The organism is Vibrio sp. MarTm2 (assembly GCF_027587055.1).
GTDB classification, from domain to species: Bacteria; Pseudomonadota; Gammaproteobacteria; order Enterobacterales; family Vibrionaceae; genus Vibrio; species Vibrio sinaloensis_D.
The window spans coordinates 701627-716889 of the sequence record NZ_JAPPTK010000001.1 but is presented as its reverse complement, the minus strand read 5'-3'; the positions used below and the strand labels follow the sequence as shown (position 1 = coordinate 716889).

The following is a 15263-nucleotide window of genomic DNA, read 5'->3' as shown; positions in this document are numbered from 1 at the left end:
GTGCTATTGGGAATACCAACCAACCACGATTGAACACATTCATTCAGAGCTCGATCTCGACCATTTTAAGCAACTGCTACAAGATATCCTCAAGCGACAAAATGGTCGAGAAATTCGACTGTTAGGGTTGAGTGTCATGCTCAAGCCAGAGCTTCAAACTAAGCAATTAAGTTTCTTCTAGTTGGTTTACCGAGTTTGTTCAACCCACTGTTTAACCTCTTTAAATGGGGTGCTCTCATATTGCCCAAATCCAGGGAGCGTACGCGCTTTAATCTTGGTAAAAAATGGAGTGGCAATTCCACATAGAAATTTCGTTTTCAGCTGTGACGTGAGTGGCCTCCTCGCTTTCTCTTCCAACTGAGTAAGCCAGCCGTCAATTAAGTGCTTGTTAGAGTTTGGTTGAGGGCATTTGGGCAATACGGCGATCTCGCCTCGACAAACGCTGCAATGCCCACACTGTGTTGGGGCGGCTTTGTCTCCAAAATAGTTTGCCAGCCTTGAGCTTAGGCACTGATCCGATTGGAAAAACTCGATTAAGTGATGAATGCGCGCAATATCGCTGCTTTCCTTTTCATGGAATAGAGTGGCTAGTTTTGATACCACAGCGCTAATATTAGGCGCTTTTTCGACATGGTAAACCTCTGTCATTAACTTACTTTCAAGCTCAATCCACCCCTTCTCATTAAAATAATCGAGCGCCGCGATAGCGCGGGCGCGATCGCCTTGAAATTGATGCCACAGCGTATCAAAGTCGACCTGACACCAAGTTCTGGCTTGTGGAGAGCAATTAAACAGTGCTTGAATGAATTGGCGACGTTCAGGATCAAAGTGGTCAATAATGCGTTGCTTGTCGAGCAAGAACTTAAATCGATAATCGGCAAAATAACTGTATTTAGAACGTATTACCCCTTCCATTTCCAAATAGACCAGAAGGGTTTTTAACGGCAGTTGGCGGATATTACATTCAGAAGATAGGCGGCTCAGCACGATCTCCCATTGAGGGACCGATTGTTGCGCTTGTTCAATGACGCTCTGGATTTCATCGGGTTCAGGGGTATCGCCATAGATAAAGTTTTCAAGCGTACTGATGCCATTTTGGTTGCCGAGTAAAACGCAATGAGAGAGGTTGCCGTCTCTGCCTGCTCGACCGATTTCTTGAGCATAATTTTCAATAGATTTTGGTAAGTCGTAGTGGATGACTCGACGTATGTCGGATTTGTCTACGCCCATGCCGAATGCAATCGTCGCGACAATGCAGTCTATTTCACCTTTCATAAAGTGGCTTTGAATCTGCTCTCGATCGTCATTGTTCATACCCGCATGATAGGCATTCGCATTGATACCACTCTCGCGAAGTAGTGTTGCTACTTGTTCAGCGGCACTTTGTAGAGTGACATAAACGATGGTTGGCGCTTTGGAATTGGATTGAAGCAGTTTGACCAGTGTTTCGGGCTTTTGGTCATCATCACAAGGTGTGACCGAAATATCGAGGTTGGGGCGATAGAATCCAGTGGTCACGATATGGTTTGGTTCGATGGAAAACTTTTGCTGCATATCTTGAATAACAGCCTGTGTTGCCGTGGCGGTTAAAAGTAGCACTTGCTCAATGTTGAGCTCTTTCTGGTATAGCGGCAGTTTAAGGTAGTCAGGGCGAAAGTTGTGTCCCCACTCAGAGATACAATGGGCTTCATCAACCACCAATAATGAGATGGGAACCTGTGAGATAAATTGGCGAAAACGCTCGTTTTTAAGTCGTTCTACTGAAATCATCAACACCTTTATTTGCCCTTGCTTCACGCCATCCATAACCTGTCGAGATTCCTCTTTTGTTTGGCTGGAATCAATGGATGCGGCGGGTATCTGCTTGCTTTTGAGAAACTCGAGTTGGTCTTTCATTAACGCAAGAAGTGGAGACACAACCAAGGTTAAGTGCGGCAACATCACCGCGGGTAGTTGATAGCAGAGAGATTTTCCTGACCCTGTTGGAAAGATGGCGGCTGAAGAGTGACGTTCTAGGACATGCTCGATCACTTGTTGCTGCCCCAACCTGAGTGACTCGAAGCCGAAAATGCGATTAAGAGTGTGTTGAATATCCAGTTGATGGTTTGAAGGTTCCATAGCGCCTTTGCCAGTATCTTTCCGTTGCAATGCACACTATTCTAGGAGGAATTGCGATAATGGAACATGATTTTAGTATGAATAAGTTGGATCTAAAGCAGACTATCCTCGATTCACTTGAACAAAAGTGGCGAGTTGCCCAGAGTTCGATGCAAAGGGCTGTGGAATCCGCAACCGATGAAGAGACTGTTCCGGAGCATAAATATGATACTTTGGCGCTCGAAGCCTCGTACCTAGCCCATGGTCAAGCGGTTCGTGTGCAGGAGTGCGAGCGGGAAATTCGATTGTTCCGAGAGCTCGAACTGCCAAACTCGCCACAACACGTTGTGCTAGGGAGCTTGGTCGCGGTCGTTGATATGAGCGATCGAACTCAATATTATTTTGTCGCTCCTTGTGCTGGTGGTTTGAAAGTTGAACTTGATGGTACTGAAGTGCTGGTGGTGACTTTTCAATCTCCACTTGGGCAGGCGTTGAAGAGTAAGTCTGTAGGCGATGAGTTGGAATACCAAGTGTCGGCCACGACGTTTAGTTACGAAATAGAAACCATAAGCTGACAAAATTGATATTGAGTTTTGCTATGGTAACGCTGAATCAACATAGTGAGAAGAGTATGAAAAAGGTATTACTGACGCTTCCATTGCTTTTATCTAGCCACGTTTATGCGGCTCAATGCCAAGTCGATATCAAGAATGAAATTCACTTGAGTGGGGACAAACTCGAGATTCATCAAGCAAGTGGAGAGGCTGCCGTTCTAGATAAGCAGAACAACCTGATCATTCAGGGGGAAACCATCACCTTGAATTCGGAACAAAAACAGGCGGTGAGCAACTATCGTGAGAGCCTCAATGAGTACTTACCGCGCGCTAAACAAATTGCGCAAGATGGCTTAGCGTTGGCGAACGATATAGTGGATGATGTTGCAGAGAGTTTTGATGCGCCAGAAGCGTTTGATGGCGTTAAACAATCCATGAAACAGTTCTACGCTGACATTGAAGCTCGCTACTACCAAAATGGCGATCTGATTCTCCCTGCAGAGAGCTTTGACTCGTTAGCTAAGACTTGGAATGATGATTTAGATAAAGCGATGGCCCTTTTTAATCAAGAGTTTATTACGAGTGCATTCGGGGCGATGTCTGAAAAAATGAAAGCGGAAGGCGGTCTCAACTTGACAGAAATGGCCAACTCGATGGCAGAGTTGAAAGAGCGCATCGCGAATCGAATCGCTGAGCACCAGTCTCAGGTTGAACAGCAAAGCGAGGATTTTTGTGATTCGCTTGGTGAAATTGCCGAACAAGAACAGCAACTGCATCGAAAAATACCTCAACTTAAAGACTATAAGGTCTTTACCATCTAAACTTTAAGAGCACCGATAGGGTGCTCTTTTTGTAGACAATCTCGTATGGATTGTATTTAATCCCCGCTCATTTAGGAGCAGTGTATCAAGCGTTTCGTGCAGATATCTAATTTCTCGATCAAACAACTTACGGTTATAGCCTCTGTCATGATGGCGGTGACTTTTGTACTTTTCTATTTAACGTTCCGATATTTTTGGACCTACGATACAGCTGTTGAGCTGGCTATTGAGCGACAGAATGAGGAAGTTCGTCGGGTTAAGACCCTCATTCACCTACAAAAAAATGATTTAGCCAAAAGCATTTCAGATTACGCTGCATGGGATGAAGTCGTCGATTTTATCGAGGGTAACAACGACGATTTTCTGGTCGATAGCATCAACGAACATTCGTTTTCGGCACTGCAGATAAACGGTGTCTTTATTTTTGATGCCGATGTGAGCCTGATGTGGGGAAGGATGTACGATTATATCTACAAGCAAGAACTTTCCTTTGATGAGATTCGCTATAAATTTGGTGCGCTCTTAGCAGAGAGTCTGCGTTCTCGCACGGATAGAATTATGCCGTTTGTTCGATTTCTCGTTCTTAACGAACAGCCACATTTGTTGGCGACCTCGCGAGTGTGTAATAGCGATGGTATCGACTGCGACAAAGGCTACATGATGATACTAAAGCCTGTGGGAGAGACTTTCAGTCGTACGTTGCAACAAGCCACAGGGCTTCAAGTTCATATTAAAACGAAGCGAGATGACGACACAATTTTGGATCACGCTCAGGATAACATCTCCATCATTGAGAAGAATGATTATAGAAATGATGAGACGGTGTTTCTTGAAATTCACCACTCAGTAAAATTGCCCCCGTTTATCACTTGGGGAGAGCTTTCGGCCGTGTTGGCTTTTGCCGTGTTTATGTTCGCGTTTAACTTGAGTGTGGTGCATATCATGGTTCGTCCAATCAAACGGGCTCGTAGCGCGTTGGACCAATTGATGAGTGGCGAGTCCTCGCAACTGACGCAACAAGATACGTTTATTTCTTATGAAATGCGTGATTTTGTCTACCGAGTCAATGAAGTTATAAGCCAGCTCGAAAGTAAGCAGCAAGAACTTGAATGGATCGCTCATCATGACGCGTTAACCAAAGTCGGAAATCGGCGCAGTCTCCAGCAGCATTGGCAAACGTTAGTCGATAAACAGCCGAAGCACACTAGCTTACTTCTCATCGATATTGATTACTTTAAACCGTTCAATGATCACTATGGACACGTTGAAGGTGACAATGTTCTTCAGCAAGTCGCCAGTGCACTCAAAGAGGCACCGACCGAAAGCTCGAAGTTTGTTGCTCGTTTTGGTGGCGAAGAGTTTTGTGTCGTTTTGAGCAATGACTCTCCGCTCAATAACCGGCAAGAAGCTGAGTGGCTCAGAGCTGCGGTAGAAACACTGAAGATTCGTCACTACTATTCACCGATTGCTGCCCACCTGACGGCTTCCATTGGTGTTGCCGACTGCGGTTTACAGCCCTTAGGTGACTTACAAGATCTGTTTTTGGTGGCGGATCGCGCGCTCTATGAAGCAAAAGATGCTGGACGTAACCAAGTAGTGATCCACTCCTCTGAGCGTTAAGTTCTGTGTCATCTTTTGTTTACAGATGAAGCTGACTGTTTTTTATCCCATCGACTTTAATTAAGTTCCAATATCATTGCTGATTGTAGATTTTTCTTTTATTGTACTAGCTAACTAGTTCAATGGTGCAAGTGAAGTTGTATGGCACAAGTAGATACCTCTCAATCTCGTGAACATTTTGGTTCACGTCTTGGTTTTATTCTGGCTGCGGCAGGTGCTGCGGTTGGCCTAGGTAACATTTGGGGATTTCCAACTCAAGCAGCGAGTAATGGCGGTGGTGCGTTCTTGCTTGTTTATTTGGTGATGATTCTTGTTGTTGCCTTCCCTATGCTGGTGGTCGAGATGGCGATTGGTCGCCACGGGCAAGCTAACCCTGTTGATAGCATGCGTTCGTTGACCTCGAACCCTATTGGTAAGCGTGTTGGTGCAGCGGTAGGCTGGATTGGCTTAAGTGTCCCAAGTGCCGTACTGGCGTTTTACAGTATCGTTGGTGGTTGGTTGATTTGCTTCCTGTTAGGCGCAATCACGGATGTGTTGGGCATGGAAGCGGCGACGGCTTGGTTTAAAGGCTTCAGTGTTGAACGTAACCTTTTCGGTACCATCACTTTTTACGTTCTGACGATTTTAATTGTTCAAGGCGGGGTGAAGCAGGGCATAGAGAAATGGTCGACTCGCCTGATGCCTGCGCTGTTTGTGCTGTTTGGTCTGCTTTTTATCTACATCATGACGCAAAGCGGTGCGATGGAAGGGTTAAAGCACTACTTGATCCCAGACTTTGAGAAAGTAATGGACCGCAAGTTAATCTTAGCGGCGATGGGGCAAGGGTTCTTCTCGCTGACGATTGGCGGTTGTTCGATGCTGATTTATGGCTCTTATCTGAGTAAGAAAGAGAACTTACCGAAGATGGCGATGAACGTTACGCTGGTGGATACTGCAGTTGCGTTTATTGCTGGATTGGTGGTTATGCCTGCGATGTTTGTTGCGATGCAAAAGGGCGTGCAGATTTATGCTGAAGATGGTTCGCTACTCAGTTCTGATACCTTAGTGTTCACAGTGCTGCCATTGATGTTTGATAGTTTAGGCTTGCTTGGCCAGCTGTTTGCCATTGTGTTCTTCTTACTACTAACCATTGCTGCCTTGACGTCATCTATCTCGATGCTGGAGTGTCCGGTTGCTCTGGTCAGCGAGCGTTTCAATACAAAACGTACGTCAACGAGTTGGGTACTTGGTGGCTTGATTGCGCTGTTGAGTGTCATCATCGTGTACAACTTTGGGGAGCTATTTGGGTTGGTGGCGATGGTTGCAACTCAATATCTGCAGCCAGCAGCAGCTTTACTATTCTGCTTATTTGGTGGCTGGGTATGGAATCGCCACTCTAAGATTAAAGAGCTAGAGCAAGGGTGCCCGGAGTTTACTCAGGGGTGGTTTGGTAAGTTATGGCCAGCTTACGTGAAGTTTGTCTGCCCGATCCTTGTCGCGACCGTTATTTGGGCATCATTTGGTTAATTGCCTCAACCTCACCAATACAAAGGGCCCGCATAGTGATATGCGGGCCCTTTGTTTTAGCGGTTCAGTCTACTGAGCTGGAGTGTTGATTTGACCCGTCGTCAAAGGATCAACATCAAGGTCCGTCACTTCTTCAATAAACTCTTCTACGACCTGTTCGACTTCTTCGTCATCTTGCTCAAAGTAAGCTAAGTGGAAGATAGCATCGCCTTCGTTTACCAAAGGTAGTGTCTGTTGGCCGATAACAATGCCGCCTTTGCGAGCCGTGAGTTCAATTTCACTGTGACCAAGAGGGGCGCTGATGTACGCCAATACTTGGCCCTTCTCTACCTTCTCACCCAGTGTGACGACAGTACGCAAGATACCATCGCTTTCCGCACGCAACCAGCTGGTGGATTTTGCAATCACATGAGGTGGCAGCTTTTTACGGCTTGAGCGTAGCATACCAATGGCTTGCATCACGCGCTGTACACCGATGAAACCTGCACTGATACAGATTGGCTCAAAGCGCAGTGCTTCGCCCGCTTCGTACGTCAGTACAGGAATGCCCAGGCGTTCAGCTTCGCTGCGCAGAGAACCGTCTCGAAGTGGAGCATCGACGATAACTGGCGTCGCAAACGCCTGAGCAATTCTTAGGGTTTCTGGGTTACTCAGATCAGCACGGATCTGAGGCAAGTTCGTGCGATGGATCGCACCCGTATGCAAATCCAGAATGTAATCACAGCGCTTCGCTACTTGAGAGAAGAAAGTATGCGCCATGCGTGATGCAAGCGATCCTTTCTCACTGCCTGGGAAGCAGCGGTTTAAATCACGTCTATCTGGTAGATAACGCGATTTATGGATAAAGCCAAATACGTTAACAATAGGAACGGCGATAACCGTCCCTTTTAGCTTGCTCGCGTCGATGGTGTTGATGAGCTGTCTTACGATTTCGACACCGTTCAGTTCGTCACCATGGATCGCGGCATTCACCATCAGAACGGGACCCGCTAAGTGGCCGTTGATGATCTCTACAGGAATAGATAGAGGTGAGTGGGTATAAAGCTTGGCAGCTTCTAACTCAATGACCTTACGTTCACCCGGCGAGACAAGCTCGCCGAGAAATTCAAATGCGCTATTTTTTTTAGCCTTTGCCACGAGTTTTTGTCCTTTTACTTGCCGCATTTTTCTCAATAAATTCGACAATCATTCCAGCAATGTCTTTACCAGTTGCGGCCTCAATACCTTCAAGACCTGGAGATGAGTTTACTTCCATGACCAATGGGCCACGGTCTGATCTTAATAGATCCACCCCAGCCACATTTAGACCCATTATTTTCGCTGCTGCGACGGCGGTACGGCGCTCTTCAGGAGTGATCTTGATTAAAGATGCACTGCCACCACGGTGTAGGTTCGAGCGGAATTCACCCTCTGCACCTTGGCGTTTCATCGCAGCAATCACTTTGTCACCAATCACGAAACAGCGAATATCCGCGCCGCCCGCTTCCTTGATGTACTCTTGCACCATGATGTTCGCTTTTAGCCCCATGAATGCTTCAACCACGCTTTCCGCAGCTTTACGAGTTTCAGCGAGAACCACTCCGATACCTTGAGTGCCTTCGAGTAGCTTAATAACTACGGGTGCACCGCCGACCATTTCAAGTAGGTCTTTGACGTCATCAGGCTTGCTTGCGAACCCAGTGATCGGCATACCAATGCCTTTACGCGATAATAGTTGCATTGAGCGCAGTTTGTCACGTGAACGAGTGATGGCGACCGACTCATTGACCGGGTATACACCCATCATTTCGAATTGGCGAAGTACCGCTGTACCATAGAAAGTCACTGATGCACCGATTCGAGGAACAATCGCATCAAAACCAGATAGCTCTTCACCTTTGAAGTGTATTTCTGGCTTCTCTGAGTTGATATTCATGTAACAACGCAGCGCATCAATCACTTTCACTTCGTGGCCACGGCTTTCTGCCGCTTCAATTAAACGCTTTGTTGAGTATAAGTTCGCGTTGCGAGACAGAATACCAATTTTCATTATTTGCTTTCCTCGAAAGGGACTAAAAACGATTCAACAGGGTCGACAATGATGCGCTCGTGCATTGCAGTGCGACCTAACAACATGCGAAAAGCCATATTTTCGCGATTAGTTAATGTAATTTCGATTGGCCAACTTTTTCCGCCAATACTCAGTTCTGATTCGATCACGTAGCGTGCTTCTTCATGGCCACCTGAATCACGAACGATACGCTCATCAATGACTTTCGCTTCACAGACTGTTTCGAATTCCGTGTCATGTTGTTTTGGGTGGATCCAAAAGCGAACCCACAGAGCTTCATCCTTTTTAAAGCTCTCTACTTTGAACGCGTGTAAGCAAGACGTCCTGGCTCCGGTATCAATTTTTGCGTTAATTTCATTAATACCTAAACCTGGCAGGCTAAGAGTTTCTCGCCAGCCGACTAATAGTTTTTCTTTCATCGCAGTAACATATTTTTAGAGAGTATTTAAGATGTTCGGGTGAAGTGAACATCCCCAACATGACCGGTCGAATTTGTGCCGAGTCTTGTGCTTGAAGAGAGTAAGAATGTACCCATAGGCGCTTCAAGGAGGGGAAATTTAGCAACCGAGGTTCGGTGTGACTAACGAAAAAAACTCACCGTCACGACAAAGAAAATTTATCGAAAGGAAAGCTGAGGTATTAAAAAAGCCAGCTAATCCGAGCTGGCTTTTTGGATAAGTTTTTCTAATGGAATGTTGCTATTTTAGCAAATTATGCCTTTTCAGGAATCGCTTCAAGAAGTGCAACCATTTGATCCCAGAATAGGGCAACGGTATCAATTTTCACTTTTTCATCTGGAGAGTGAGGGAACTTGATGGTTGGACCGAAAGAGACCATATCCATGTTCGGGTAAGGTTCTTTAAATAGACCACATTCTAGGCCTGCGTGGATTACCATGATGTTTGGCTTGTGGCCGTAGATGCCTTCGTACATATCACGGAAGATAGCCATGATTTCAGAACCTGCATCTGGTTTCCAGCCAGGGTAAGCACCAGAGAACTCGATACTTGCACCTGCTAACTCAGCAACCGAAGTCAACATGCCTTCCACTTGCTGACGTCCTGAGTCAATAAGAGAACGCACAAGGCAGAGAACTTGAATTTTGTCTTCTTCAGTGGTGATTACACCGACATTCAGAGAGGTTTCAACTACGCCCTCGATTTCATCGCTCATACGAATCACACCATTTGGACATGCGTTTAGAGCGGCGATGAAGCGTTGCTGATCTGCGATGGTTAAAACTTGAGCGTCTGTGTCGATTGCTTCATTAAAAGAAACAATATCGGTTTCTACTTTATCGAGTTCAGTTTTTAGTAGGTTGGTGTAGAACTCAAATAGCTCTGCCAGTTTTGCTTCGTTTTCAGCAGGAACCGCGACAGTGACGAAAGCTTCACGAGGAATCGCATTACGTAGGCTGCCACCACGGAACTCCACTAGACGAAGATCAAGCTCTTGTGCGTGACCTGCTAGGAAGCGGGCAACTAGTTTGTTTGCGTTGCCACGGCCAGTGTGAATATCACAACCTGAGTGACCGCCTTTTAGGCCTTTTAGCACTAGCTGACGAGTAATGTAACCTGCAGGGATTGCCTCACGCTTGATATCGAAAGTCATTTCACCATCGATACCACCCGCACAACCCATGTAGACTTCACCTTCTTGTTCTGAGTCAGTGTTCAAAAGGATCTCACCTTCCAACCAACCTGCTTCAAGACCAAACGCGCCTGTCATGCCTGCTTCTTCATCAACCGTCAGCAAAACCTCGATTGGACCGTGCTTAATATCCGTAGAGGCAAGTACTGCTAGACACGATGCCATGCCCATGCCGTTGTCAGCACCCAGAGTTGTCCCTTTCGCTGTTACCCATTCGCCATCGATATAAGGTTGGATTGGATCTTTAGTGAAGTCATGATCGGTGTCTTCATTCTTCTGTGGCACCATGTCGATGTGCGCTTGCAGAACGACGCCTTTCTTGTTTTCCATGCCCGGTGTTGCTGGTTTTTTAATGAACACGTTGCCTGTTGGATCACGACGAACGTCTAGACCTTGCTCTGTCGCCCAATTGACAATGTATTGGGCAAGCGCTTCTTCATGTTTAGAAGGGTGGGGGATGGAACAGATCTTATCGAAAAACTGCCATAGTGGAGCAGGTGATAAGTTGCTGATTTCAGAATGGAATTCAGACACGGATGACTCCTTATAAAGAATAATACCAGATCTTATGACTTCAACGTTTCAAATTTCAGATGATTAATCTAGATGTGGCCTATTAAGTAGACGCACAGAATAGCACTCTCCGAGATTCGGGTGTAGAGAAAGAAGTGAGGATTTGTTTCGCTGCTATCACAGAATACTGATTTTATCTGCAATGCGTATGTTACCGGACTCTTATCAGGTGTAAGAAATAAAAATAATAAATTGATATATCTGTAATTAAATTACAATATTTGTTTGATCTAAGTCAATTGGTGAACTTTTTGTGACTTTTGTCACTTTTGTGCTTGTAATTAAATTTCTTTGGGGTATATTTACACCAACTTCGAAAGCGAAGAGAAAATGCTCAAAGGATGAGTCCGATTTGTCGCCTCCAAGGAACCGAGAAATCAATAGTGTTTATTTAGTTTTCATTGATTTAGAAGGTGATAGTTATGAAAGGTTTACCAAGTGCAGCGTTCTGGCTAAACAGCTCAGCTTACACAGGCAGCTTTACTTACCCAACAAGCTTCGGATACTAATCCAAGTTTGTGACTCTCGAACAAGTTTGTTCACCCCTATATATTGGAATTTTTTTACAGCTCCTATATAGCTGACATGATTCAACCGCCACTCAAATTGAGTGGCGTTTTTTTATCCCTTTTACTTTCCGATTAAATAGTGCACACCAATAAAGTGTTTCTTCGATCACTTTGAGTTCCCTGCATATTATTCGCATAAACACATATTCCCTCCGCGTTTCTTACGTAAATCCAACTGGTATTTTTTCTCATAAGTATAAAAAACAACCGAACAGTGTTTTATATGGATCGCAGTCTTAGTGATTGAATTTTATCGGGTATTTTTACGCTAGACTGGTCGGTTGATCTTAAATAGACAAGCTGGATGGTAGAAATGTTGATTAGAGTGTTAATTCTATCTGGAATTTGAAATTTTATAACTTTATAATTCCGGCCAATCGATTACGCAACCGTTTACTTTTTACCCTTTTAGGATTCGATCATGTTCGAAAAACTGTTCAAACTCAGTGAAAACGGCACGAACGTTAAAACTGAGATCATCGCGGGTGTTACCACCTTTTTAACCATGGCCTACATTATCTTTGTTAACCCGGCAATGTTAGCGGATGCAGGTATGGATAAAGGCGCTGTGTTTGTCGCTACCTGTCTTGCTGCGGCAATTGGCTGTTTCATTATGGGTTTTGTTGCGAATTATCCTATCGCACTTGCTCCAGGTATGGGCTTAAATGCCTTCTTTACCTACGGCGTTGTTCTAGGTATGGGGCATTCATGGCAGGTTGCGCTTGGGGCTGTATTTGTCTCAGGTCTCATCTTCATGGCCTTGAGTATATTTAAGGTTCGTGAGTGGATCATCAACTCGATCCCGATGTCTCTTCGTACAGGCATTTCTGCAGGTATCGGTTTGTTCTTGGCATTTATCGGCCTGCAAAACTCAGGCATTGTTGTCGACAATCCAGCAACTCTGGTTGGTCTTGGTCATATTACTGGTCTCCAGCCTGCTCTTGCTGCTCTGGGCTTCTTTTTGACCATTGGTCTTGTCTACCGAGGCGTTCGTGGCGCGGTAATGATTGCAATTTTGATCATTACGGTGATTGGTTTGATGTTGGGTGATGTTCAGTGGGGCGGTATTATGTCTACGCCACCAAGTGTTGCACCAACATTCATGCAAATGAATATCGCCGATGTCTTCGAAGTGGGTATGATTTCAGTGGTGTTTGCATTCCTGTTCGTTGACCTATTCGATACGGCAGGTACTCTGGTTGGCGTTGCGCAAAAAGCGGACCTTATTAAAGAAGATGGCAAACTACCGCGTTTAAGCAAAGCGTTACTGGCTGACTCTACCGCGACGTCAGTTGGTGCGATGATTGGTACATCAAGTACAACATCGTACGTTGAATCAACAGCCGGTGTGGCTGCTGGTGGTCGTACTGGTCTTACTGCCGTCGTAGTAGGGGTATTATTCCTTCTGGCTCTTTTCTTCTCACCATTGGCGGGCATGATCCCAGCTTACGCAACAGCGGGTGCGCTATTCTACGTTGCGATCCTAATGATGTCTGGATTGGTAAGTGTTGACTGGCGTGATCTAACAGAAGCTGCTCCAGTCGTAGTGACTTGTCTTCTAATGCCGTTAACTTACTCAATTGCTGAAGGTATCGCGCTTGGCTTTATCTCTTACGCAGCGATTAAACTGTTGAGCGGCCGTGGTCGTGAAGTTTCAATCAGTGTGTGGGTTCTGTCTGCAGTCTTCATTCTTAAGTACTTGTTTGCTTAATTAGACTTACCTATCACATTTTTGAGCATCGCTATGGCTGTTTCTCTGCTGTAGCGATGTTTTTTCGTTTTGAGGAGAGGTTAATCATTGGTATTACCAGTCTCATCCGTTAAAATAAACGTTTGCGTAGCTTTTCCCCAACTTGCTAAAGCACTCCGAACCGACAGTCACGCTTTGTGGGGATGCGGATTTTTCAAATTATTAGGTTATTACAATGGCTAAGAAATTCATTATCACATGGGACCAAATGCACACATTCTGTCGTGAGTTGGCTGAGAAACAGATGCCAGCTGAGCAGTGGAAAGGTATTTGGGCAGTAAGCCGTGGTGGTTTAGTTCCAGGGGCAATTCTTGCTCGTGAGCTCGGTATTCGTCACGTTGATACGATTTGTATCTCAAGCTACGACCACGACCATCAACGTGATATGACTGTTGTAAAAGCACCTGAAGGTGACGGTGAAGGCTTCCTGATCGTGGAAGACCTAGTGGACAGTGGTGATACCGCGCGTAAGTTACGTGAAATGTACCCGAAAGCAAAATTGATTGCTGTTTGTGCAAAACCTGCTGGAGTAGACCTGCTAGACGATTACGTGGTAGATATTGCTCAAGATACATGGATTGAGCAGCCTTGGGACATGTCTATCCAGTACGTTGAGCCAATCAACCGCAAACAAAAGTAATCAAAATGGCATAATGCCGCTGATTCTTGATAAATGGCCCTTTATTGGGCCATTTTTTTTTATACAATTTAGAAAAGCACATTTACTAGGTTAAGCCCATGTCTGAGGAAGTCAGCAAGAATCTCTCTGAAACGTTGTTTGCGAATCATAAGCAAGCGAAAGAAACCTCGGAACTGACTCGATATATGCCAAGTAGTCAGAGCTTCTTGGATGAAAAGCGTGAGAGTGACGGATACAAGTGGTATCGAAATTTGCGTCGAATGCAATGGACGTGGCAGGGCTTAGACCCAATCGAGATTGAAGCGGTGCTCGCCAAAATCGCTGCTTCGAAGCATTCCCGAACTCATGAAGAGTGGTTAGACACCGTCATGGGGTATCACAGTGGCAACTGGACCTACGAGTGGACGAAGCTCGGCATGCTTCACCAAAAGCGTTCATCGCAACTGAAGGGCGAAGACGCGGCTGATGAGCTTTTTAATGCGTCACTCTGTTTTAGCATTGCCGGCTATCCGCATCTAAAAAACGATAATCTGGCGACTCAGGCGCAAGTTTTAGCAAGTGCTGCTTATACCGAAGCGACCAAGAAGACGAAGTACATCGTAAAGCGGTTAGAGATCCCTTATCAGAAAAAAAGCATTATTGCTCATCTTCACCTTACCAGTACCGAAAAGCCGCAACCTGTGGTGATTGTGAGTGCTGGGCTGGACAGTCTGCAAACCGACTTGTGGACCGTTTTCCGTGACCATCTTGCGAAGAAAAATATCGCAATGTTAACCGTCGATATGCCTTCGATTGGGCACAATACCCACTGGAATTTAACTGAAGACACGTCAGTATTGCACCAAGCTGTGCTCAATGAGTTGTACTCCATTCCTTGGGTCGATCATCACAGAGTAGGGCTGATTGGTTTTCGCTTTGGTGGTAATGCGATGGTGCGTCTTTCATTTTTGGAGCAAGATAAAATCAAGGCGTGTGTCTCGATGGGGGCACCGATCCATGATGTCTTATCATCACCCGATAAGCTCAAGAGTATGCCGAAGATGTACCTTGATGTGCTGGCGTCACGTTTAGGTAAAAACGCAGTTGATATTCATAGTCTGTCGAGTCAACTGATGGCTTGGTCGTTGAAAGTGCAGGGGATATTGTCTAGCCGTAAAACTCGTGTCCCTATTTTGGCGATGAGCTTAGAGGGAGATCCTGTTTCCCCTTATAGCGATAATCAGATGGTTGCTCTGTACAGCGACTACGGTAAAGCGAAGAAAATCAGTGCAAAAACAATTACACAAGGATATGAGCAATCCCTCGATTTAGCGATTAAGTGGCTAGAAGATGAGCTAATGAGATGACATCTCAAGTATTTTAGACGACACTGATATAGGCTGTACCTAGACTAACAAGTCCTGGAATCAGCCTTTTATAATAATTTCAGTGAT

General features: G+C 45.4%; 12 protein-coding genes and 1 pseudogene. 8 read left to right on the top strand and 5 right to left on the bottom strand.

Features of this window, described 5'->3' with window-relative positions:
* Nucleotides 1–10: 10 nt before the first annotated feature.
* Nucleotides 11–181: pseudogene (locus OH458_RS03355) on the top strand (DNA polymerase IV); the annotation flags it as partial.
* Nucleotides 182–186: 5 nt separating this feature from the next.
* Here OH458_RS03355 and OH458_RS03350 read toward each other — a convergent pair.
* Nucleotides 187–2118, bottom strand: a complete 1932-nt coding sequence (locus OH458_RS03350; RefSeq protein ID WP_269977258.1) for a RecQ family ATP-dependent DNA helicase — start codon at nt 2116–2118, stop codon at nt 187–189.
* Nucleotides 2119–2177: 59 nt separating this feature from the next.
* Here OH458_RS03350 and OH458_RS03345 point away from each other — a divergent pair, with 59 nt between their 5' ends.
* From OH458_RS03345 to OH458_RS03330, 4 genes are all read left to right on the top strand, one after another.
* A complete protein-coding gene (locus OH458_RS03345; RefSeq protein WP_269977257.1) occupies nt 2178–2672 on the top strand; it encodes a GreA/GreB family elongation factor in 495 nt (164 codons plus the stop codon).
* Between the two features lie 56 nt (nt 2673–2728).
* A complete protein-coding gene (locus tag OH458_RS03340) occupies nt 2729–3472 on the top strand; it encodes a YggN family protein (RefSeq protein ID WP_269977256.1) in 744 nt (247 codons plus the stop codon).
* A 96-nt stretch (nt 3473–3568) separates the two neighbouring features.
* Nucleotides 3569–5092 (top strand): sensor domain-containing diguanylate cyclase, encoded by a 1524-nt coding sequence (locus OH458_RS03335; protein WP_269977255.1) that lies wholly within the window; start codon nt 3569–3571, stop codon nt 5090–5092.
* A gap of 141 nt (nt 5093–5233) precedes the next feature.
* Entirely contained in the window at nt 5234–6598 is a 1365-nt protein-coding gene (locus tag OH458_RS03330) for a sodium-dependent transporter (RefSeq protein ID WP_005473500.1), read from the top strand.
* 69 nt (nt 6599–6667) lie between these two features.
* Here the strand turns inward: OH458_RS03330 and OH458_RS03325 are convergent, their stop codons facing one another.
* The 4 genes from OH458_RS03325 to OH458_RS03310 form a co-directional block, all read right to left on the bottom strand.
* The gene (locus OH458_RS03325) at nt 6668–7762 is read right to left on the bottom strand and encodes a succinylglutamate desuccinylase/aspartoacylase family protein (RefSeq protein WP_269977254.1); all 1095 of its coding nucleotides are present in this window, start codon (nt 7760–7762) and stop codon (nt 6668–6670) included.
* The gene (rimK, locus tag OH458_RS03320; protein ID WP_005473485.1) at nt 7722–8627 is read right to left on the bottom strand and encodes a 30S ribosomal protein S6--L-glutamate ligase; all 906 of its coding nucleotides are present in this window, start codon (nt 8625–8627) and stop codon (nt 7722–7724) included. Before rimK ends, OH458_RS03325 begins: the two co-directional genes overlap by 41 nt.
* The gene (locus OH458_RS03315) at nt 8627–9067 is read right to left on the bottom strand and encodes an ATP-dependent zinc protease family protein (RefSeq protein ID WP_005473502.1); all 441 of its coding nucleotides are present in this window, start codon (nt 9065–9067) and stop codon (nt 8627–8629) included. The genes rimK and OH458_RS03315 overlap by 1 nt, the downstream gene beginning before the upstream one ends.
* 292 nt (nt 9068–9359) lie before the next feature.
* Nucleotides 9360–10832, bottom strand: coding sequence for an aminoacyl-histidine dipeptidase (locus OH458_RS03310; protein WP_269977253.1), 1473 nt, complete (start codon nt 10830–10832; stop codon nt 9360–9362).
* 1029 nt (nt 10833–11861) lie between these two features.
* Between OH458_RS03310 and OH458_RS03305 the strand changes: the two genes are divergently transcribed.
* The 3 genes from OH458_RS03305 (at nt 11862) to frsA (ending at nt 15176) form a co-directional block, all read left to right on the top strand.
* Nucleotides 11862–13151, top strand: a complete 1290-nt coding sequence (locus OH458_RS03305) for an NCS2 family permease (protein WP_005473593.1) — start codon at nt 11862–11864, stop codon at nt 13149–13151.
* A gap of 214 nt (nt 13152–13365) precedes the next feature.
* Complete coding sequence (gene tet(34) / locus OH458_RS03300) at nt 13366–13830, top strand: oxytetracycline resistance phosphoribosyltransferase domain-containing protein Tet(34) (protein WP_269977252.1); 465 nt, start codon at nt 13366–13368, stop codon at nt 13828–13830.
* Between the two features lie 98 nt (nt 13831–13928).
* Nucleotides 13929–15176, top strand: coding sequence for an esterase FrsA (frsA, locus tag OH458_RS03295; protein WP_269977251.1), 1248 nt, complete (start codon nt 13929–13931; stop codon nt 15174–15176).
* Nucleotides 15177–15263: the final 87 nt, after the last annotated feature.

What these genes read in the sequence shown, in the direction of transcription:
- OH458_RS03350 (WP_269977258.1), bottom strand. Translation starts at nt 2,118, where the DNA reads ATGGAACCTTCAAACCATCAACTGGATATTCAACACACTCTTAATCGC.
- OH458_RS03345 (WP_269977257.1), top strand. Translation starts at nt 2,178, where the DNA reads ATGGAACATGATTTTAGTATGAATAAGTTGGATCTAAAGCAGACTATC.
- OH458_RS03340 (WP_269977256.1), top strand. Translation starts at nt 2,729, where the DNA reads ATGAAAAAGGTATTACTGACGCTTCCATTGCTTTTATCTAGCCACGTT.
- OH458_RS03330 (WP_005473500.1), top strand. Translation starts at nt 5,234, where the DNA reads ATGGCACAAGTAGATACCTCTCAATCTCGTGAACATTTTGGTTCACGT.
- OH458_RS03325 (WP_269977254.1), bottom strand. Translation starts at nt 7,762, where the DNA reads ATGCGGCAAGTAAAAGGACAAAAACTCGTGGCAAAGGCTAAAAAAAAT.
- rimK (WP_005473485.1), bottom strand. Translation starts at nt 8,627, where the DNA reads ATGAAAATTGGTATTCTGTCTCGCAACGCGAACTTATACTCAACAAAG.
- OH458_RS03315 (WP_005473502.1), bottom strand. Translation starts at nt 9,067, where the DNA reads ATGAAAGAAAAACTATTAGTCGGCTGGCGAGAAACTCTTAGCCTGCCA.
- OH458_RS03305 (WP_005473593.1), top strand. Translation starts at nt 11,862, where the DNA reads ATGTTCGAAAAACTGTTCAAACTCAGTGAAAACGGCACGAACGTTAAA.
- frsA (WP_269977251.1), top strand. Translation starts at nt 13,929, where the DNA reads ATGTCTGAGGAAGTCAGCAAGAATCTCTCTGAAACGTTGTTTGCGAAT.